Genomic DNA, 18,895 nt, shown 5'->3' with positions numbered 1-18,895 from the left:
CCGCCATACCGTGCCGTCCTCGGCCAAGGTGTTAAACGGCTAGAATCACCGGCCCGCCCGTGGTTTCCGCCCTGATGTCCGAACAATCGCCGTCCGCCAACGAGCTCAAGCAAGCCGCGCTCGATTACCACCGCCTCAGCCCCCACGGGAAGATCAAGGTCGCCGCGACCAAGCCGATGGTGACCCAGCGCGACCTCGCCCTGGCGTACTCGCCCGGCGTGGCCTTCGCCTGCGAGGCGATCGTGGAGGACCCCAACCGCGCCAGCGAACTCACCGCGCGCGGCAACCTGGTGGCGGTGATCAGCAACGGCACGGCCGTGCTGGGCCTGGGCGACATCGGCCCGCTCGCCGGCAAGCCGGTGATGGAAGGCAAGGGCGTCCTGTTCCAGAAGTTCGCCGGCATCGACGTGTTCGACATCGAGATCGACGAGCGCGACCCCGACAAGCTGGTCGACATCATCGCGTCGCTGGAACCGACCTTCGGCGGCATCAACCTGGAAGACATCAAGGCACCGGAGTGCTTCATCGTCGAGCGCAAGCTGCGCGAGCGGATGAAGATCCCGGTGTTCCACGACGACCAGCACGGCACGGCGATCATCGTCGGCGCCGCGGTGCTCAACGCGCTGGAAGTGGTCGGCAAGAAGATCGAGGACGTGAAGCTCGCCACCACCGGCGCCGGCGCGGCGGGCATCGCCTGCCTGGACATGCTGGTGGCGCTGGGCCTGAAGAAGGAAAACATCATCGCGTTCGACCGCGATGGCGTGATCTACGCGGGCCGCGAACACCTTGATCCCGACAAGGCGCGCTACGCCAGCAACACGAGCGCGCGCACGCTGGCGGAAATCGTCAACGGTGCGGACGTGTTCCTGGGCCTGTCGGCCGGCGGCATCCTGAAGCCGGAAATGGTCGCGACGATGGCCGACCGTCCGGTGATCCTCGCGCTGGCCAATCCGTATCCGGAAATCCTCCCCGAGGACGCGAAGGCCGTGCGTCCGGACTGCATCATCGCGACCGGCCGTTCGGACTACCCGAACCAGGTCAACAACGCGCTGTGCTTCCCGTACATCTTCCGCGGCGCGCTGGACGTGGGCGCCACCGGCATCAACGAGGCGATGAAGCTCGCCTGCGTGCGCGCGATCGCGCAGCTGGCGCGCGAGGAGTCGGCGGACCTCGGCGCGGCCTACGGCGGTGAAGCGCCTGAATTCGGCCCGGAATACCTGATCCCGCGCCCGTTCGATCCGCGCCTGCTGGTGGAACTCGCACCGGCCGTCGCGCGTGCGGCGATGGAATCCGGCGTCGCCACGCGTCCCATCGAGGACATGCGCGCGTACGAGGAAAAGCTCGGCACCTTCATCTACCGCACGGGCCTGGTGATGAAGCCCGTGTACGACCGCGCGCGCAGCGACCTCAAGCGCGTGGTCTACGCCGAGGGCGAAGAGGAAACCGTGCTGCGCGCCGTGCAGACGGTGATCGACGAGCGGCTCGCCTTCCCGATCCTGATCGGCCGTCCGGACGTCATCGACACGCGCATCAGGCGCCTCGGCCTGCGCATGCGCGCGGGCGTGGATTTCGAGCTGACCAACATCAACGACGACCCGCGCTTCAACGACTACTGGCAGCAGTACCACGCGCTGACCGAACGTCGCGGCGTGTCGCCGGCGGCGGCGAAGAACCTGCTGCGTTCGCGCCCGACGCTGATCGCCGCGCTGATGGTCGAACGCGGCGAAGCCGACGCGATGATCTGCGGCCTGGTCGGTCGCTTCCACAAGAAGCTCGGTTACCTCCGCAGCGTGTTCGATTTCGACCGCGGCGTGACCGGCACCGCCGCGATGACCGGCGTCATCAACGACCAGGGCGTGTGGTTCTTCCTCGACACGCACGTGCAGTGCGATCCGACCGCCGAGCAGATCGCCGAGGCCACGCTGCAGGCGTCGTTCCGGCTGAAGCTGTTCGGCATCGAGCCGAAGGTCGCGCTGCTCTCGCACAGCAACTTCGGCAGCCACGACAACGCGTCGGCGGCGAAGATGCGCAAGGTGTTCCAGCTGATCAAGCAGCGCGTGCCGAAGCTCGAAGTCGACGGCGAAATGCAGGCCGACACCGCGTGGGACGAGGAACTGCGCCACCGTATCTTCCCGAACACGCTGCTCAAGGGCCGCGCGAACCTGTTCGTGATGCCGAACCTGGACGCGGCGAACATCACCTACAACATGGTGCGCGTGATGACCGAAGGCGTGGCGATCGGTCCGATCCTGATGGGTCTGGACAAGCCGGCGCACATCCTCACCGCCGCCTCGACGCCGCGTCGCGTGGTGAACATGACGGCGATCGCGGCAGTGGACGCGCAGATCCGCGCGTCGCTTTCGTCGTCGGGGATCTGACGCCGGGTCGCCGGCCGAGCGCCGGCGGCCGAAGGTAGTGCGGCACTTGTAGCCCGGGCAAGCGAAGCGCACCCGGGGTCGGGCCGCCTCAGCGCAGGCTCCCCGGGTGCGCTTCGCTTGCCCGGGCTACACCAGCATCGTGCGGGTCCGGAGTACGGACCGGCAAATCACGCCCCCATCAACCCGCCGCCCATCTTCCCCGGCAGCGAATTGTCGCCGCCATCGTCCTGATCGTCCTGAGCCGCCGGATCGCGTTCCGCATCCGCGTCGGCATCGAGTTCGCCGACCTCCGGATTCATCCCGCCGCTCGGCACGCTTTCCACGCGCGTCAGCCCTTCTTCCTGCGAAGACGCTTCCTCCAGTTCGGTCGGACGACGCCCGAGTTCGTCGCGCTCGGGCTGACGGCCCACGCCGCTGCGCGTATCGCCCTTGTGCTTGTCGGTGAGCTGCTTCATGCCGCGTTCCTCGATGGAGACACACTCAGGCTAGGCCGCGAAGCGTGAGGCGGCAGTCGATGTGGACGCAGGCCAGTGACGGCATATCGCAGACCACCTCGTTCATCGTGGTGAACACGCCGCGTCCGCCATGGCGTCAGGAACTCAGAACCCGAAGAACAGCGGCACCAGCGCCACCGTCACCAGCAGGACGAGCAGCGCCAGCGGCGTGCCGACGCGGACGAAATCGACGAAGCGGTAGCCGCCCGGACCGACCACGAGCGCGTTGACCGGCGAGGACACCGGCGTCATGAACGCCGTGGAGGCGGCCAGCGCGACGGTCATCGCGAACGCCTGCGGCGAGGCGTCGAGGTGTTCGGCCAATGCGAGCGCGACGGGCGCCATCAACACCGCGACGGCGGTGTTGGAGATGAACATCCCCAGCACCGCGGTAACCGCGAACAGCGCCGCCAGCACCACGCGGGGACGCGCCTCGCCCACCACGTCGAGCAGCGCCGCGGAGGCCAGGTCGATGCCGCCGGTGCGCTGCAATGCGATGGAGAAGGGCAGCACGCCCACGATCAGCACCAGGCTCGGCCAGTGGATGGCGCGATAGGCGCTGCGCAGGTCGATGCAGCCGAACGCGCCCATCAGCAGGCATCCGAGCAGCGCCGCGTGCACGTTGGCGATCACGCCGGAGACCATCAGCGCGATGGTCAGCAGCAGCGTGGCGAGCGCCAGCGGCGCGCGCGATGCGGCGGGGGCCACGTCGTCGAACTCCGCCGGCATCCCCAGCAGGATGAGGCGGCTCGGCCCCGAACCGAGCGCGCGGATCGTCGCCCACGGCCCCGCGACCAGCAGCGTGTCGCCGACCTCGAACGGCTGGTCGCCCACGTCGCGCACCTCGGCGGTGCGGCCATGCTTGAGGCCGATCACCGCCAGCTCATGACGGGTGCGCAGCCGCGCCTGCCGCGCGGTCGCGCCGACCAGCGGCGAGTTCGCCGGGATCATCAACTCGGCCATGCCGATGTCGTTCGCGTAGCCGGAGAAATAGCTGCCCGCCAGCGGCAGCGGCTCCAGCCGCAGCCGATGGAACAGCGCGATCGCATCGATGCCCGCATCGTGCACGTCCAGCAGCAGCGCGTTGCCCGCGTCCACGCGCGCGCCCATCGGCGAGGCGAGCGACGTGCGCCCGAAGTGCCCGGCCTGTTCGACGGCGAGCACCAGCAGGCCCTGCAATTCGTCGCTTTCCAGTTCCGACGCCGCGCGCCCGGCCAGCGGCGAATCGTCCAGCACGCGTACGCGGTATGCGCGGCCGGCGAGGCGGTAATCGTGGATCCAGTTGGCGATGCGTGGCTGCCCGGGAACGTCCTGCGTCGCCGTCGCGCCCGCGAGCCAACGCCGTGCGATCAGCATGTAGCCGATCGCGACGACCAGCACCGGCACGCCGAAGGGCGTGAAGTCGAAGAACGCGAAGCCTTCGTAGCCTTCGCGGATCAACTCGCCGTGCACGACCAGGTTGGGCGCGGTGGCGACCAGCGACATCATGCCGCTGACCAGCGCGGCGGCGCTGAGCGGCATCATCAGGCGCGCGGGCGCGATGCCGCTGCCGCGCGCGATGCGCAGCACCACGGGAATGAAGATGGCCACCACGCCGGTCGAACTCATCACCGATCCGACCAGCGCCACCACCGTCATCAACGCGACGATCAACCGCGTTTCGCTGGCGCCGGCATGGCGCACGATCATCTCGCCCAGCCGCTGCGCCACGCCGGTGCGCACCAGTCCCTCGCCGATCACGAACAGCAGCGCGATCAGCACGATGTTGGGATCGGCGAAGCCGGCGATCGCCTCGGTGATGTCGATGGCGCCGGTGAACGGCAACGCCGCCATCATCAGCAGCGCCACCACGTCGGTGCGCGGACGCCCCAGCGAGAACATCGCGATGGCGCCCGCCAGCAACAACAGGACCAGCTGTAGTTCCGTGGACATCGGTCGTGACCGGACGCCTTCGCGGCGGCCACTATAGGTGCCGGCCCGTCAGCGTCGCCTTCACGCCGCACCCACGGAGAATGTTTCAGCCGCCGGCGCCGTGCCACCCCAGGCCGATGGTGAAACCGCGGCCAGCGCCCGGTTCGAAGAACCGCGCGTTGCCTTCGTTGACGATCACCGAACCGACGTAATCGCGATCGAACACGTTGTCCACGCGCGCGAAGCCGTGCCAGCCCGACGCGCCCGCCCGCCACTGCAGGCGCAGCGCGAACGTCGCGTAGCCCGGCGAGGCATCGGTGTTGCGATCGTCGGTGGGGACGCCGTCGCTCGCGCGCATCTCGACCGCGGCGCTGGTGCGGCCGTCGCGCGTGTTCCAGGCCAGTTCCGCGTAACCGTCCGCGCGCGGGATCGCCGGAATGCGATTGCCCGCTTCCACGAATTGCACCCGCTCCTCGCCGCCGCTCAGCACGGTGTACGAAAAGCCTTCCGTGAATCGCGCGCGCAGGAAGTTCGCCGTCAGCGCGTACGACCACTGCGGATGGAAGCGGCCGTCGAAGCCCGCCTCGATGCCCTCGCGGCGCGTGCGGCCGGCGTTGGCGAAGCTCGCGCGGCCACCGCGATTGTCGGCCGGCACGATCTCGTCCTCGCCCTCGATGCGATACACCGACACGCTCGCGCTGGCCGATGCGAAGCGCCAGCGCGCACCGATTTCGGCGGTGTCGAACTGCGCCGGTTCCAGCGCCGTGTTGAAGCCCGCGCTGCCGTCGGGGCGATACGCGAGTTCCGTCACCGTCGGCGTTTCGAAGCCGTGGCCCAGGCTGGCGAACACTTCGCCCTCGCCGAACGCGCGCGACACGCCCAGCGCCGCCGCGGTTTCGCCGTAATCGAGCGAACCACTGTCGTCGCCGTTGCCGGGCGCGATGTAGTGATCGTCCGATTCGAACCGCAGTTTCGATCGCCGCACCGCGCCGAGCACGGTCCAGTCCTGCGCCGGCCGCCATTCGCCGAGCGCGAACGCCTCGGTGCTGCGGATGCGGTTGTCCTCGTCGCGACGCAGACGGCCGCGCACGCCGAGTTCGTCGCCGACGAAGTTCTCGTAGCCGCGCCGCTGCTCGTGCAGCCAGCCGGCTTCCATGCCGAGCGTCAGCGCGCCGCGCCCGAAATCCCAGCGATGCCCCGCATCGACGCCGCTCGATCGGCGCCCCAGGTCGATCACGCCGCCCGCGCTGCTCGGCGCCAGCTGCGCCACGATCGGAATGGACAGGAACTGCACCACGTCGCGCGCGACGCCGTAGCCGCCGATCCAGTATTCGCGGCCCTGCGCGTACTCGTCTTCCCAGCGCGCACCGACCTGCGCGTTGTCGATCTTCTTGCGCGTGTCGAAGGTTTCGGCGACGGCGGCGGTGCCGTGCGGATCGCGCTCCCACTGTTCGCGCGTGAGGCCCAGCGGATCGTCGGTGTACGGCTGGCCCAGCGCGCCGGCGACGAGGCGCAGGCGTGCGTGGTCGTTCGGCGTGTACTGCGCGACGGCGTCCAGCTGCGAGCGCTCGGCCGAGCTGTGCGGGCGGTCGCCGTCGGTGGTGAACCAGCTGCCGAGCGCACGCCAGCGCCAGGCCTCATCGTTGCTTGCGCCTTCGAAACCCGCCGCCAACCGCGCGCTGGAATTCGACCCGATCCAGCCGTCCACCTGCGTCGAACGCCCATCGAAGGCCGTTTCGCCGATGATCGCCCCGCCCGCCGCGTTGCCGTATTGCAGCGCGAGCGGGCCGCGCAGCACCTGGATGCGGTCGAGCGCGCTCAGCGGAAAGCTCGCCGCCTGCCCCTGGCCGTCGAGCGCGGAGGAGGGAATGCCGTCGACGATCAGCTTCATCCCGCGGATACCGAAGGTCGATCGCGCACCGAAGCCGCGGCTCTGCACCTGCAGGTCCTGCGCGTAGTTCTGGCGATCGAGCACGGTGATGCCGGGCGCGCGCACCAGCGATTCGGCCAGCGACACCTGCCGCTGCCCCGCGCGCAGCGTGTCGCCGTCGATGACGCTGATGGAACCGGGGAAATCCGACAGCGAATGCCGCGTGCCGAGCACTTCGACCGTATCTAGCGTGGTGGCCGTCTGCGCGGCGGCGGGAAGATGAACGAGCACGGCCGTCAGCGCGAGGGCGAGCGTGGTCGCGGCCGGTTCGCGCCGCTTGCGCCGTGAAATGACGCACACGGCCGCCTCGCTAGGGTGTCGGCCGGAATCGTTCGGGTGGGGTGGGGTCATGAAGGTCGCAGTCCGCGCATTGCTCGTTTCCGCCATTGTGGCCGTGCCGATCGTCATCTCCGCGCAAACGAGCGCGCCTCCGCAGCCCGTGCCGGCGGTGCCGCCCGATCCGGCAACGTCGTCCGTGGTGCCGGTCGCACCGCCGCCTGCCGCGCCACCGGTGGACGATCCCCTGCCGATGGACCTGGACGGCGACGGCGTGGTCACCGCCGCCGAACACGCCGCCGGTGCACGCGCGCTGTTCGAGCACATGGATGCCGACCACGACGGCCGGGTGACGCGCGAGGAGATGGCCAACTTCCAGCGACAGGTGCTGGGAGCGGCGATTCCGCCGGTGAGGTAGCGGCAAGGCGGCGGGGTTCAGGCCCGTACCCCAGATGCGCGCGACGCCCGTGTAGCCCGGGTAAGCGAAGCGCACCCGGGGAGCCCGTATCGCATCAGGTGGTCGTAACCGCATCGGCAGGGTTCCGGTGCTCCAACCTGGGAGCGGCGATTCCGCCGGTGAGGTAGCGGCAAGGCGGCGGGATCCAGGCCCGTACCCCAGATGCGCGCGACGCCCTTGACGCCCTTGTAGCCCGGGTAAGCGAAGCGCACCCGGGGAGCCCGTATCGCATCAGCGGTCGTAACCGCATCGGCAGGGTTCCGGTGCTCCAAGCCGGGTGCGCTGCGCTTACCCGGGCTACAACGGCTACAAAGCCCGTTCCATCCTCGCCCCCGACATCCGCCCCCGTACGCAACCCCGCGCCGCCATTCGCCTTTCGTCGCAACGCAGCGGGCCAGAAGCGGGGTCCGGTGAGCCGGGTCCGGCTGTTAGAATCGATGCTCTAACCCGTCCCCACACGAGGCGCGGCCAATAGGGGCCGCGATACGCATGACGTCTCTCCACGCTGTCATCAACGACCTGATCCAGAACGACCCGGACCCGACCGAAACCCGCGAGTGGATCGAGTCCGTCCAGGCCGTCATCGAGCGCGACGGCGCCGAACGCGCCCACCAGCTGCTCGAAGGCATGGTCGAGGTCACGCGCCGCGCCGGCGCGCACCTGCCGTTCTCGCCGACCACCGAATACATCAACACCATTCCCGCGCACCTGGAGGCCAAGAGCCCCGGCGACCACGCGATGGAATGGCGCATCCGCTCGATCATCCGCTGGAACGCGCTCGCCATGGTCGTGCGCGCAAACCGCAAGCCGGGCGAACTCGGCGGCCACATCGCCTCGTTCGCCTCGGCCGCCACCCTCTATGACGTGGGCTTCAACCACTTCTGGCGCGGTCCGGAAGGCGACCACCCGGGCGACATCATCGGCGTCCAGGGCCACAGCTCGCCGGGCATCTACGCCCGTTCGTTCCTGGAAGGCCGCATCAGCGAATCCCAGCTCGACAACTTCCGCATGGAAGTCGACGGCCGCGGCATCTCGTCGTACCCGCACCCGTGGCTGATGCCCGACTACTGGCAGGTGCCGACCGTCTCGATGGGCTTGGGCCCGCTGGCCGCCATCTACCAGGCGCGCAACTGGAAGTACCTGGAAGGCCGCGGCCTGCTGCCCAAGAGCGACCGCAAGGTGTGGGCGTTCCTCGGCGACGGCGAGACGGACGAACCCGAATCGCTCGGCGCCATCTCGGTGGCCGGCCGCGAAGGCCTGGACAACCTGGTCTTCGTCATCAACTGCAACCTGCAGCGCCTGGATGGCCCGGTGCGCGGCAACGGCAAGATCATCCAGGAACTGGAAGGCCAGTTCCGCGGCGCCGGCTGGAACGTCATCAAGACCATCTGGGGCAGCTACTGGGATCCGCTCCTGGCGCGCGACACCAGCGGCAAGCTGCGCCAGCTGATGATGGAAACCGTCGACGGCGAATACCAGAACTGCAAGGCCTTCGGCGGCAAGTACACGCGCGAGAACTTCTTCGGCAAGTACCCCGAAACCGCGCAGCTGGTGGCGAACCTGTCCGACGACGACATCTGGCGCCTCAACCGCGGCGGCCACGACCCGCACAAGGTCTACGCCGCGTACCACGAAGCGGTGAACACCAAGGGCATGCCGACCGTGATCCTCGCCAAGACGGTGAAGGGCTACGGCATGGGCGCGGCCGGCGAGTCGCTCAACCCCACGCACCAGACCAAGAAGCTCGACGACGAAGCCGTCCGCATCTTCCGCGACCGCTTCAACATCCCGGTGACCGACGCGCAGCTGGCCGACGGCAAGGTGCCGTTCTTCCACCCGGGCGAGAAGTCGCCTGAAATCGAGTACATGCACGAGCGCCGCAAGCAGCTCGGCGGCTACCTCCCGCAGCGCCGCCGCAAGAGCAGCCAGACTCTGGAAGTGCCCAAGCTCGAAGCCTTCGATCGCCTGCTCAAGAGCACCGGCGATCGCGAGATCAGCACCACGATGTCGTTCGTGCAGTCGCTCAACATCATCCTGCGCGACAAGCAGGTCGGCCCGCGCTGCGTGCCGATCGTCGCCGACGAAGCGCGCACCTTCGGCATGGAAGGCCTGTTCCGCCAGATCGGCATCTACGCGCCGCACGGCCAGAAGTACAAGCCGGTCGATCGCGACCAGCTGATGTACTACCGCGAAGACGCGGCCGGCCAGGTGCTGGAAGAAGGCATCACCGAAGCCGGTGCGTTCACCAGCTGGATGGCCGCGGCCACCAGCTACAGCACCAACGACCTGCCGATGCTGCCGTTCTACATCTACTACTCGATGTTCGGCTTCCAGCGCATCGGCGACAGCGCGTGGCAGGCGGCCGACATGCGCGCGCGCGGCTTCCTGCTGGGCGCCACCGCCGGCCGCACCACGCTCAACGGCGAAGGCCTGCAGCACGAAGACGGCCACAGCCACCTGCTGGCCAGCGCCATCCCGAACTGCCGCAGCTACGACCCGACCTTCGGCTTCGAAGTCGCGGTGATCCTGCAGCACGGCATGCAGCGCATGCTCACCGAGCAGCAGGACGAGTACTACTACCTCACCCTGATGAACGAGAACTACAGCCACCCGGACATGCCCGAGGGCGCGGCCGAAGGCATCATCAAGGGCATGTACCTGCTCAAGGACGCCGGCAAGGCGAAGAAGGGCGAACTGCGCGTGCAGCTCATGGGCAGCGGCACCATCCTGCGCGAAGCCATCGCCGCGGCCGAACTGCTGGACAAGGACTTCGGCGTCACCGCGGACATCTGGTCCTGCCCGAGCTTCACGGAACTCGCGCGCGACGGCGAAGACGCCGTGCGCTGGAACCGTCTCAACCCGGAAGGCGAACAGCGCAAGCCGTACGTCACCCAGTTGCTGGAAGGCCGCAACGGGCCGGCGATCGCCGCCACCGACTACGTGCGCACCTTCGCCAACCAGATCCGCGAGTTCGTCCCCACGCGCTACACCGTGCTGGGCACCGACGGCTTCGGCCGCAGCGACACCCGCGAAAACCTGCGCCGCCACTTCGAGGTGGACCGCTTCCATATCGCGCACGCGGCGATTGCGGCGCTGGCGGCGGAAGGGAAGATGACGGGGAAGGATGTGGCTCGGGCTATCAAGCAGTACAAGATTGATTCGGAGAAGCCGAATCCGTTGGGTGTGTAAGGCGTTTTCGATAAATCGGCGAAGCAATGACAAGGGGCGACCGGAAGGTCGCCCTTTTTTTGTCCGCACTCAGTCCGTAGCCCAACTCAAATGCGACGCAGTGACGCGATTCGTTAAAAAGTCAGACCGATCGCGCAATGCGGTCAGATGGAATCCGACGACTGAGATCAACCTTTCTTCATGCAACGCTCTTGGCGAGCCATGTGGTTATGAAACTCACAGTGAGGCGAGAGACGTGCCCTTACCCGATTGGCTTGGCCCGCACACCCTTACGATCCTGTGCACATATCAGTGCACGGCTGCGTGCAAGCAATGTTGTTTCGAATCAAGCCCCGCGATTAAAGGGCGCCTTAGTAAAGAAACAATCATCGCGCGGATTGCCGAGGCGAAGGCCTCCTTTACCAGCCTGAAGGTCGTTGTCTTCAGTGGTGGCGAAGCGCCGCACCTCCGCGTTCACGGTCTCCACGGAGATGGGGCCCAGTTGTGAGACGATGCGCCGCACGGTGTTGGTGTGGTTTTGCATGTTCGCGACCGTCCACTCGGTTTCGTGGCGCACGATCAGGCGGGAAACGCGATCGGCCAGGTAACGGTTGCGCAGGGCGCGGTCGAGTTCCTCCTCGCTGAGCTGGCCGTCGCCGTTGCGGTCGATCAGCGCGTGCAGCGCCTGGAAGAACGGGCTGTCCGGCGGACGCGGTTCCTCGCCGCGCAGGTGACGGGCGTAGGCGTCCGCGTCCCGGTGGCGGAAGCCGTCGAACGTGGAGGCTTCGCCGTGCGTTTCGAAGCCCGGCCACTCCCAGGGCGATACGAGACGACCGTCCTCCTCGATCCAGCCGGTCGCGCTGCCGTTGATCGTGTCCAGCGTGACCTTGCGCCAACGCTTGCCGTCGACGGTGCGCGATTCCAGCCCCGCGACGCGCAGGATCTGCCGCTGCTTCACCGTCACGGTGCCGCCCGTGTCGCGCTCCATCGTGTCGCCTTCGAGCAGGAGGAGCAGGGTGCGTTCGTTCTCCGGCACGTGCTCCTTCGCCCAGCTACGGCTGGCGGTGAGATAGGCGGGAACGTCGTCGCCGCTGAACACTTCCAGGTGCAGCAGGCGGCGCGTGACCGGCGTTCCGGCGATGGGGTACGCGTAGGCGGGCACGTCCTCGCCGATGTGGGCGATGACGTAGCCCTGCCGCAGGGGCACGGGCTGCGGCAGTACGACGATGCGGTCGGTCGCGTCGGGTTTCCGTTCGCCGTCGCGTTCGGGCCACCATGCGGGGCGCTTCCAGTCCGCGTGCCGGCGGTAATCGCCTTCGGACGCAACGTGCATGTAGAGGCTGTAGAGCGTCAGTACCGGCGCGGACGGTACGGGAGGGCGCTGGCGCTCGGCCTGGTTCTCCGCGTACGCGGCCGTTCGTTCCGGATCGATGCTGTCGCCGCGATACACGCGGGTGCTGATGATCTCCTTGAACCCGAACCAGCCGCGCAGCCCGGTGCCGGCCGCGCGGTCGATCGCCAGCCATGTACGGCTCACCCATGCTTCGCGCGGCAGCTTCGGGTCGAGGGTGTCGACCACGCGCACGGACGTGTTCTCGCCGGGCGAGTACGGGCCGATTTCCACGATCAGCGGCGTGCCGTGGCGCAGCCAGGCGATGCGCTCGCGACCCTGCGGATCGCCGAAGAGCCATGTGCCCCAGTCGTCGGCCTCCGCACCCGGGCGCGTCATCGGCGGAGGTTTGGGCGGCTGCGCGGGCGTGGGCGCCTGGAGCCGGTGCCGCACCAGCACGAAGCCGACGGAGTACGGACGCAGCGTGGCGCCATCGCCAACCGCGCCGGGCGTGGCGTCGTGGTAGTCGCCGTCGATGCGGTACGCGACAACTTCGCCGTCGGCGAGGCAGCGGATGCCCTTGTCGAGGGTCAGGTGCGCCTTGCACGCGGAGGTCAGGTGCACGCCGCCGTGGAAGAACCCGGAGGCGCCGAGCAGGTAATGCCCGCCCTGCGCCGGCACGAGCGCTCCGAGGAAGGCGTGCGGGTCGGTGATCTCCCGGTCCTGTTTGTCCTTGAACGGATAGCCGAAGCGCGACGTGGCGATCGGCCTGGGTGACATGGGCGCGTTCATCAGCTTCGGATCCGTGAAGTCGAAGGTGACTCGAACGCTCGCGATCCTGCTGCGTCGCGTCCATCAGAAAGGTCCGAAAGCGAGGAGTGGCCTGTGGGGTGGGCCGACGCGGAAGTTGCGATGTCGCGCGCCAACCCGCCAACATCCATGCGCACACCGGGCGCTGACGCGCGCGCATCGCACGCCTCCCTTACGAACGGAACATGCCAGAATCACCCCGCCCCTCGCGGGGCCGCCGTTCGCGGCGGAATGCGAGGGGTGATGCACGACAGGGGGTTCGTCTTCGATGCGGTGGCGCGACATGCGCCGGCATCGCCGTGCCCGAAGGAACGTTTCATCCACAAGGGGAGGATGCATGAGGGGTGTCGTGAAGTTCATGGGGATGCCGTCGCTGGTGTTCGCCATCGCCTCGGCCGGCGGGCCGGCACACGCCGCACCGCCACGCGTGCCGGAGGTCGTATCGGCCAGCACGCTGGAGGTCACGCAGTTCCACGGCGCGGTGGATCCCACGCGCATGTTCGTGGACCGGTATTCGATGCTCGGCGCCGCGGTGGGGCGCGAATGCGGTGTCACGGAGTTTCCCGCGCCGCCGGGATCCAGCACCGACCAGAAAGGCGTCGTCAACGCATTGGCGGCACCCGCAGCGGTGGCCGGCGGCGTGCTCGTCGACTGGCTTGCGGGTCTGGCCATCAAGTACCTGAGCAAGCGTGCGGCCGAGCAGGTCAAGGAGCACACCGCCGGTTACAGCAACAAGCCCGAGTTCGGCGACGTGTTCGCCGCATCGAAATGGAGCGGCGACGGAACGCGGAGCTGCGTCATCGCGCAGCGCTGGTACTGCACGCAACAGGTCGACGCGCTGGCGCGGTGTCCTGCGGGCAGCGTCGAACTGGCTTCGACGATGGTCTTCGTGCTGCGTCGTGAAGACGGCGCCTTGAAGGCGCTGCCATTGGGCTACGACTTCGACCGTTTCGTGCCGCGCCATTCGAAGGGCGCGCTCGCCTTCTCCGCAGGATTATCCGTCCAGGCCATCGGTTCGCAGAACGGCGCCGGCTATTACTGGACCAGCAAGCGGGACGGCAAGGAAGCCGTGCTGATCGACGACGACTGCGAAGTCGATTCCAAGCGCAAGCCGGTCGGATCCTGCGCGCACGTGGAAACGCTTGACTGGTCGAAGGCCGCGGCCCTGCCGATGCCACCATATCTGCCCGAGGGCAGTGGCGGTTCGATGGCCGCACTGGAGGTAACCGTCGGCGAAGCAGGGCGCGCCGACATGCTGACCAAGGCGTGGGCGTCCTTCACCGCCGCCAGCGAGGAGAGCCTGTCCGAAGCGATGAGCAGCGCGCTGAAGAAGCAGTGGAAGCTGGGCGAGGAAGAATGATCGCGTTCGCGTAGGAGTGGAAATCCAGAACCCGGGCCGGGCGTGCCTGGCACGCCCGGTTTCGCCGGGGGCTGCGCGCCGGCGCGGCCGATGCCGCGCGCGCCAGCCTCAGCGCAACGCCGAAACCTGCGCCCGCAGGTGCGCGTACCACTCCACCTGCACCCGTTCCACCGGCCCGACCAAGGCCTCGAACTCCGCCAGCGAACCGTCGCCTTCGAGCAGCGTGCGGTACGCCTTCGCGTATCGCCCCTGGTCGTGGTGCAACAGGAAATGGGTGAGGCTCCAGAACTCGATGTGATAGAGATTGACCTGCTGCGCGATGGGCGGGCCGGTACCTTCGATCAGGGCACGTAGCGGAATGATGCGACGCTGCGCGATGTCCTGGTCGAGGTCGCCGCTGAGCGCCAGGGACGGCAACCACCAGATCGGATAGGCGCCGGCATCCACCGTGCCAGGCATCAGCGTGCCGGCCGCGATGCGGCTTGCTCCGAAATAGGACGCGAGTCCTTCGCCCAGCCACTGCGCGCGCGAGAACCCGGCGAGCTCGTGATGCAGCTGGTGCGTCGCTTCGTGCAGCATCCAGTGGTAGGGGTTGCGCTCGCCAACGGCGTAGTAGGCGAAGCACGTGGGTGGCCGGTAATACGCCTCGGCCCACGGTTTGCTGCGGTTGTTCGCCTTGAAGTGCGCCTGGTCGCGGTAGAGCACGAGTTGGAGCTTCCGCCCATCCGGCCGCTGCGACGGAACGCCCGGGAAGAACTCGAGGAATGCGCCATGCAACGCCTCGACCGCATCGGCGATCTGCGTCGTCTGTTTCGCCGTGGCGAAGGACGCGATGTCGTAATGCGCGGTGGTGCGACGGGAGGCCACGCCTTCCTGCGTTCCAGTACGGCCGACGGAGGGCGATGCAGGGGGCGCGACATGCGATGCGTGCGTGACGATCAGCCACGCGACGGCAACCGTGACCATCGCGGCCGACAGGCTCCACCACACGGTGCGTCGCATTGTCGCGCCCTCAATCCATCGATTCTTCAAGGTACAGCGTGTACTCCCCGATCCGCCCGACCGCGTCGATCGCTTCGCGCACATCCGTGCGCGCCAGCAATGTCTCGCGCGCGGCGCGGGTGGCGACATCGCCGGGCAAGGGAGCGGGACGCACGTATTGCTGCATCCATCGAAGGGTGCGGCCCCGGTGTTCGGAGGAAGAGAGCAACGCCTTGACGCGCTCGGCGGCGGTGTCCAGATCGCCCTCGCGCAACAAGGCTTCGACGTAGGACAACTCGCCGTCGCCGCGGTGTTCGCGAAGGTAGGCAAGCGCCTTGCGCGCGGCGCCCCGATCGCCCGTCTGCAGGGCGGCGCAATGGCGTACGCCGTTCTCGACCATGCGGCCGTAGCCGCTCATGGCACCGACCACGTCGATGGCGCGCAGGGCGTCGTCCGGGCGGCCGAGGCTGCAATGGAAGGCGCCGAGGTTCAGCGCCTGGCTCACGTTCTGCTCGCCGGCCTCGGCGAGTTGCGCGGCGCGGTGCAGCTCGGCGAGCGCTTCGTCGGTTCGTCCCAGCCGTCGTAGCGCGATGGCCCGGCCGTTGAGGATCCAGACGTGGTCGTCGAGGTTCGCGAACGCCGGTTCGTCCGGCGGCGCCTGCGCGATCTCGTCGAGCGTGCGCGTGGTGAACTCCAGGACCTGTTCGTTCATGCCGTTCAGCAGCATGGCACTGGCGAGATGGGAGCGGACCTCCAGGTCGTCCGGCGCCAGTGCGACCTGCTCGCCGAGCGCCTCCACCGCGCGCTGCGCCGCGCGTTCCGGGCGGGTCGACCAGCCCTCGCCGGGCATCACCGCGTCGAAGCGTTTCTCGCTGCGAAGGCGCACCATCGGTTCGGGAGACGCGATGCGCGCGATCGCCGCGCGCGCGGTGTCCGCGTCGCCGCGATCCAGCGCCTCGACGGCAAGCTCGTACCAGGCGTCGGACGCGCTGCCCAGTCGTGCATCCCAGTTCGCATCGAACAGCGCCCGCAGCAGCGCCACGCGTTCGGGCGAACCGGGTCGGCTGCGATACACCAGTTGCATGACGTAGCGCTCGTGCACGTTCGGCAGCAGCTCCGGCCAACGCTCGACGACTTCGGTAAAGGCCACCGCGCCCGCCTCGGGACGACCTTCCTCCAACTCGATCATCGCGATGCGGTACCAGTCGTCGGCGTCCGAATCCTCCGCGGCGACGGCGCGGCGAAACAGCGACAGGGCACGCGCGCCCTGGTCCTGGCGGATGGCCATCCAGCCGGCCGTGGACAACGCGGCGCGCTGCTCGCCCGCCGGCAGCGTCGCGAGAAGCGGGTCGTCCACCAGCCGCCCGAAGGCGCGATCGGCCTGCTCGATCTGCTCGCCCCGCGCCAACGCGTGTGCCGACGCCAGCTGCTGGCGGAACCAGCGCGCCTGCGGGTTCATCGCGCCGGACGCCGACGCCGATGCGGGCGCCTGTGTCGTATCCGTCGCTTGCGTGGCGACGGCGGGCATCAGCGCGGCGCAAAGCGCCACCACGAGCACCCGACTTCGGAAAACGGCATCCATCGGTTCACCTCCCCAGGCGATCCACGCGAGTGTCGCAGGAGCCCGGCCGACGCGCCAATCCGCCAACATCCATGCCACCACACCGCCGCTCATCGCCCGTCGCTAGCCGCGCGACCTCCGGGCGGCCGGTGCGTGCGCGGATCGCGTTGGGTCCCAATGCACCAGTCCGCTGCGCGCCATGCGGGCGCTTCGGACCGGCGCGTCCTCTTTCCCCCACAGGACATCGCCATGAACTCCTCCCTCACGCTTTCACGGCGCGGCCGCGCGCGGCTGGCCGCTGCGCTCGCGCTCTGCATCGCGTTGCCGTCGCAGGCCGATTCGGTGACCGACTGGAACGCACTCGCCAGCGGGCCCACGGTGGTGCCGCGCTTCGGCGGGCCGCAGCAGCAGACACGCGCCATGGCCATCGTGTCGCTGTCGGTGCACGACGCGCTCAACTCGATCCAGTCGCGCTACAACACCTATCGCCCCGTCGCGAGCGCGCCGGGCAACGCATCGCCCGATGCGGCCGTGGCCGCGGCCAACCGCACCGCGCTGCTGGCGATGATCGATGCGTTGCCCACCGCGCCCACGCCGGCCGAAGCGGCCGCGCGCGCCAACGCGATCATCGCGATCAATGCGATGTACGACGCGGCGATCGGCCCCGGCGCGCCGGATGCATTGGAAGCGGCGGGCATCGCCGCGGGCGAATCGGCGGCGGAGACGATCCTCGCGCTGCGTTATGCCGACAACGGCGCGGGCGGTCTCGCGCCCACCGACGGTTCCGGCACGCCGAACCTTCCCGTATACGCGTTGCCGGCCTCGGTGGGCGTGCACCAGGCAACGCCGGCGCCGGAATTTCCGACGTCGACCACGCCGCAGTTCATGGGCTGGGCGTTCGTCACGCCGTTCGCGGTGAACAGCGCGGCGCAGTTCCATCAGCCGCCGGCGGCGATCCTGAAGGTGAAGGGCGCGAAGTACGCGTCCGAGTACAACCTGGTGAAATCGATCGGCGACGCGCGCGTGCGCGGTGCGCAGCCGAACTCGCCGCAGACGGACATCGCGCGCTTCTGGCCCGGCGGTGGGCTGGACTGGAACGGCAACGCGCGCATCATCGCGTCCACGCGCGGGCTCGACCGCTGGCAGCACGCGCGCCTGTTCGCGCTGGTGAACATGGCGACGGCCGACGCGCTCATCACCAACATGGCCGACAAGTACCAGTACAACTTCTGGCGTCCGGTCACCGCGATCCGCTGGCCCGACGACGGCAATCCGTTCACCAGGAGCGACGCGACGTGGCGGCCGTTCCTGCAGACACCGCCGTATCCGGACTATCCGTGCGCCTCGACGTCGATGACCGGGGCGGCGGCGCAGATGCTGCGGCGTTACTTCCGGAGCGATGCGCTGGCGTTCTCGCGCACGGTCAGCGCGCCGGTCGCGCCGTTGCCGCCGCCGCTGGTGGACCTGCCAGTGAAGACGATCACGCGCGGTTATCCGTCGCTGTCCACCGCCGAGCATGAGCAGGCGATGGGGCGCGTGTATTCGGGCATTCATTTCACCGAGGCGTGCCTGGCCGGGTTGAAGGCGGGGAACAAGGTGGCCGATTGGGTGTTTGCGCGGCAGTTGCAGGCGAAGTGATTGTTGTCGCTCTTGTAGCTCCTGTAGCCCGGGTAAGCGGAGCGCACCCGGGTTGGAGACGTGGTCGCGCTCCCGGGTGCGCTTCGCTTACCCGGGCTACAAAGGAACGAGCGTTGCGTTGGTGTGCGATCGCTGGGGGAGAGGGGCTCAACCCATCCCCCTTCGCGGCGGCACCACGAACCACGCCGCGATCACCAGCCCCGCGAACGCGCTGTACGCGGCGACGAAGCTCCACCATGGCGCATCGAAGAAGATCACGCGCGAGAGCCAGTGCTCGATGAACGACTCGCCGTAGCTCGCCTGTCCCGCGCGACGTCGCAGCGCCTGTTCCCACACCGTGAGCGGGCACAGCGCACCGAGCCACGCCTGCAACGCGATGAACACCATCAGCAGCACGTGCGTGAGCCGCCACCGGAAGCCGCGCACCCAGGGCCAACGCGTGCGGCCGACGAAGACGGCGAGCGCGCCGAGGATCACGAACGCGACGATCCCCACGTGCAGGACGAGGATCGCGTCGGCAAGGACGGCGGCCGGGTTGCTCATGCGGGCACTGTATCGGGCTGGCGGGAAACGAGTGAGAAGGAACCAGAAACCAGTGAAC

Annotated in this window: 12 protein-coding genes; 5 read left to right on the top strand and 7 right to left on the bottom strand. The window is 68.5% G+C overall.

Annotated elements, in window-relative coordinates:
* Nucleotides 1-74: 74 nt before the first annotated feature.
* Entirely contained in the window at nt 75-2,378 is a 2,304-nt protein-coding gene (locus tag AC3ANK_RS17200) for an NADP-dependent malic enzyme (RefSeq protein ID WP_206862342.1), read from the top strand.
* A 167-nt stretch (nt 2,379-2,545) separates the two neighbouring features.
* Here AC3ANK_RS17200 and AC3ANK_RS17195 read toward each other — a convergent pair whose 3' ends face one another.
* The 3 genes from AC3ANK_RS17195 to AC3ANK_RS17185 all read right to left on the bottom strand — a co-directional run bounded on the left by AC3ANK_RS17195 (nt 2,546) and on the right by AC3ANK_RS17185 (nt 7,013).
* Complete coding sequence (locus tag AC3ANK_RS17195) at nt 2,546-2,833, bottom strand: hypothetical protein (protein ID WP_206862341.1); 288 nt, start codon at nt 2,831-2,833, stop codon at nt 2,546-2,548.
* Between the two features lie 144 nt (nt 2,834-2,977).
* Nucleotides 2,978-4,804, bottom strand: a complete 1,827-nt coding sequence (locus AC3ANK_RS17190) for an SLC13 family permease (protein WP_206862340.1) — start codon at nt 4,802-4,804, stop codon at nt 2,978-2,980.
* Nucleotides 4,805-4,889: 85 nt separating this feature from the next.
* Complete coding sequence (locus tag AC3ANK_RS17185) at nt 4,890-7,013, bottom strand: TonB-dependent receptor family protein (RefSeq protein WP_484171565.1); 2,124 nt, start codon at nt 7,011-7,013, stop codon at nt 4,890-4,892.
* Between the two features lie 49 nt (nt 7,014-7,062).
* Between AC3ANK_RS17185 and AC3ANK_RS17180 the strand changes: the two genes are divergently transcribed.
* Nucleotides 7,063-7,407, top strand: coding sequence for an EF-hand domain-containing protein (locus AC3ANK_RS17180; RefSeq protein WP_206862338.1), 345 nt, complete (start codon nt 7,063-7,065; stop codon nt 7,405-7,407).
* 528 nt (nt 7,408-7,935) lie between these two features.
* Nucleotides 7,936-10,635, top strand: coding sequence for a pyruvate dehydrogenase (acetyl-transferring), homodimeric type (gene aceE / locus AC3ANK_RS17175; RefSeq protein ID WP_206862337.1), 2,700 nt, complete (start codon nt 7,936-7,938; stop codon nt 10,633-10,635).
* A 325-nt stretch (nt 10,636-10,960) separates the two neighbouring features.
* Here the strand turns inward: aceE and AC3ANK_RS17170 are convergent, their stop codons facing one another.
* Nucleotides 10,961-12,736, bottom strand: coding sequence for an EF-hand domain-containing protein (locus AC3ANK_RS17170; protein WP_206862336.1), 1,776 nt, complete (start codon nt 12,734-12,736; stop codon nt 10,961-10,963).
* A gap of 355 nt (nt 12,737-13,091) precedes the next feature.
* Here AC3ANK_RS17170 and AC3ANK_RS17165 point away from each other — a divergent pair, with 355 nt between their 5' ends.
* Nucleotides 13,092-14,114 (top strand): hypothetical protein, encoded by a 1,023-nt coding sequence (locus AC3ANK_RS17165; RefSeq protein ID WP_206862335.1) that lies wholly within the window; start codon nt 13,092-13,094, stop codon nt 14,112-14,114.
* A gap of 108 nt (nt 14,115-14,222) precedes the next feature.
* On the opposite strand, the gene AC3ANK_RS17160 is transcribed toward AC3ANK_RS17165, so the two are convergent.
* Together AC3ANK_RS17160 and AC3ANK_RS17155 are read right to left on the bottom strand one after the other, a co-directional pair.
* Nucleotides 14,223-15,116, bottom strand: a complete 894-nt coding sequence (locus tag AC3ANK_RS17160) for a DUF1570 domain-containing protein (RefSeq protein WP_484171564.1) — start codon at nt 15,114-15,116, stop codon at nt 14,223-14,225.
* A 10-nt stretch (nt 15,117-15,126) separates the two neighbouring features.
* On the bottom strand, nt 15,127-16,677 hold the full coding sequence (locus AC3ANK_RS17155) for a hypothetical protein (protein ID WP_484171563.1): 1,551 nt from the start codon (nt 16,675-16,677) through the stop codon (nt 15,127-15,129).
* A 228-nt stretch (nt 16,678-16,905) separates the two neighbouring features.
* Between AC3ANK_RS17155 and AC3ANK_RS17150 the strand changes: the two genes are divergently transcribed.
* Nucleotides 16,906-18,294, top strand: a complete 1,389-nt coding sequence (locus tag AC3ANK_RS17150; RefSeq protein ID WP_206862331.1) for a vanadium-dependent haloperoxidase — start codon at nt 16,906-16,908, stop codon at nt 18,292-18,294.
* Between the two features lie 147 nt (nt 18,295-18,441).
* Here AC3ANK_RS17150 and AC3ANK_RS17145 read toward each other — a convergent pair whose 3' ends face one another.
* Complete coding sequence (locus AC3ANK_RS17145) at nt 18,442-18,837, bottom strand: DUF2784 domain-containing protein (RefSeq protein WP_206862330.1); 396 nt, start codon at nt 18,835-18,837, stop codon at nt 18,442-18,444.
* Nucleotides 18,838-18,895 lie beyond the last annotated feature (58 nt).

The sequence above is a fragment of the Lysobacter sp. SCRH-1R genome, from assembly GCF_057747855.1.
Note: the sequence above shows the minus strand (reverse complement) of the source record. Positions and strands in the feature narration are given on the sequence as shown.

What these genes read in the sequence shown, in the direction of transcription:
- AC3ANK_RS17200 (WP_206862342.1), top strand. Translation starts at nt 75, where the DNA reads ATGTCCGAACAATCGCCGTCCGCCAACGAGCTCAAGCAAGCCGCGCTC.
- AC3ANK_RS17195 (WP_206862341.1), bottom strand. Translation starts at nt 2,833, where the DNA reads ATGAAGCAGCTCACCGACAAGCACAAGGGCGATACGCGCAGCGGCGTG.
- AC3ANK_RS17190 (WP_206862340.1), bottom strand. Translation starts at nt 4,804, where the DNA reads ATGTCCACGGAACTACAGCTGGTCCTGTTGTTGCTGGCGGGCGCCATC.
- AC3ANK_RS17180 (WP_206862338.1), top strand. Translation starts at nt 7,063, where the DNA reads ATGAAGGTCGCAGTCCGCGCATTGCTCGTTTCCGCCATTGTGGCCGTG.
- aceE (WP_206862337.1), top strand. Translation starts at nt 7,936, where the DNA reads ATGACGTCTCTCCACGCTGTCATCAACGACCTGATCCAGAACGACCCG.
- AC3ANK_RS17170 (WP_206862336.1), bottom strand. Translation starts at nt 12,736, where the DNA reads ATGAACGCGCCCATGTCACCCAGGCCGATCGCCACGTCGCGCTTCGGC.
- AC3ANK_RS17165 (WP_206862335.1), top strand. Translation starts at nt 13,092, where the DNA reads ATGAGGGGTGTCGTGAAGTTCATGGGGATGCCGTCGCTGGTGTTCGCC.
- AC3ANK_RS17160 (WP_484171564.1), bottom strand. Translation starts at nt 15,116, where the DNA reads ATGCGACGCACCGTGTGGTGGAGCCTGTCGGCCGCGATGGTCACGGTT.
- AC3ANK_RS17155 (WP_484171563.1), bottom strand. Translation starts at nt 16,677, where the DNA reads ATGGATGCCGTTTTCCGAAGTCGGGTGCTCGTGGTGGCGCTTTGCGCC.
- AC3ANK_RS17150 (WP_206862331.1), top strand. Translation starts at nt 16,906, where the DNA reads ATGAACTCCTCCCTCACGCTTTCACGGCGCGGCCGCGCGCGGCTGGCC.
- AC3ANK_RS17145 (WP_206862330.1), bottom strand. Translation starts at nt 18,837, where the DNA reads ATGAGCAACCCGGCCGCCGTCCTTGCCGACGCGATCCTCGTCCTGCAC.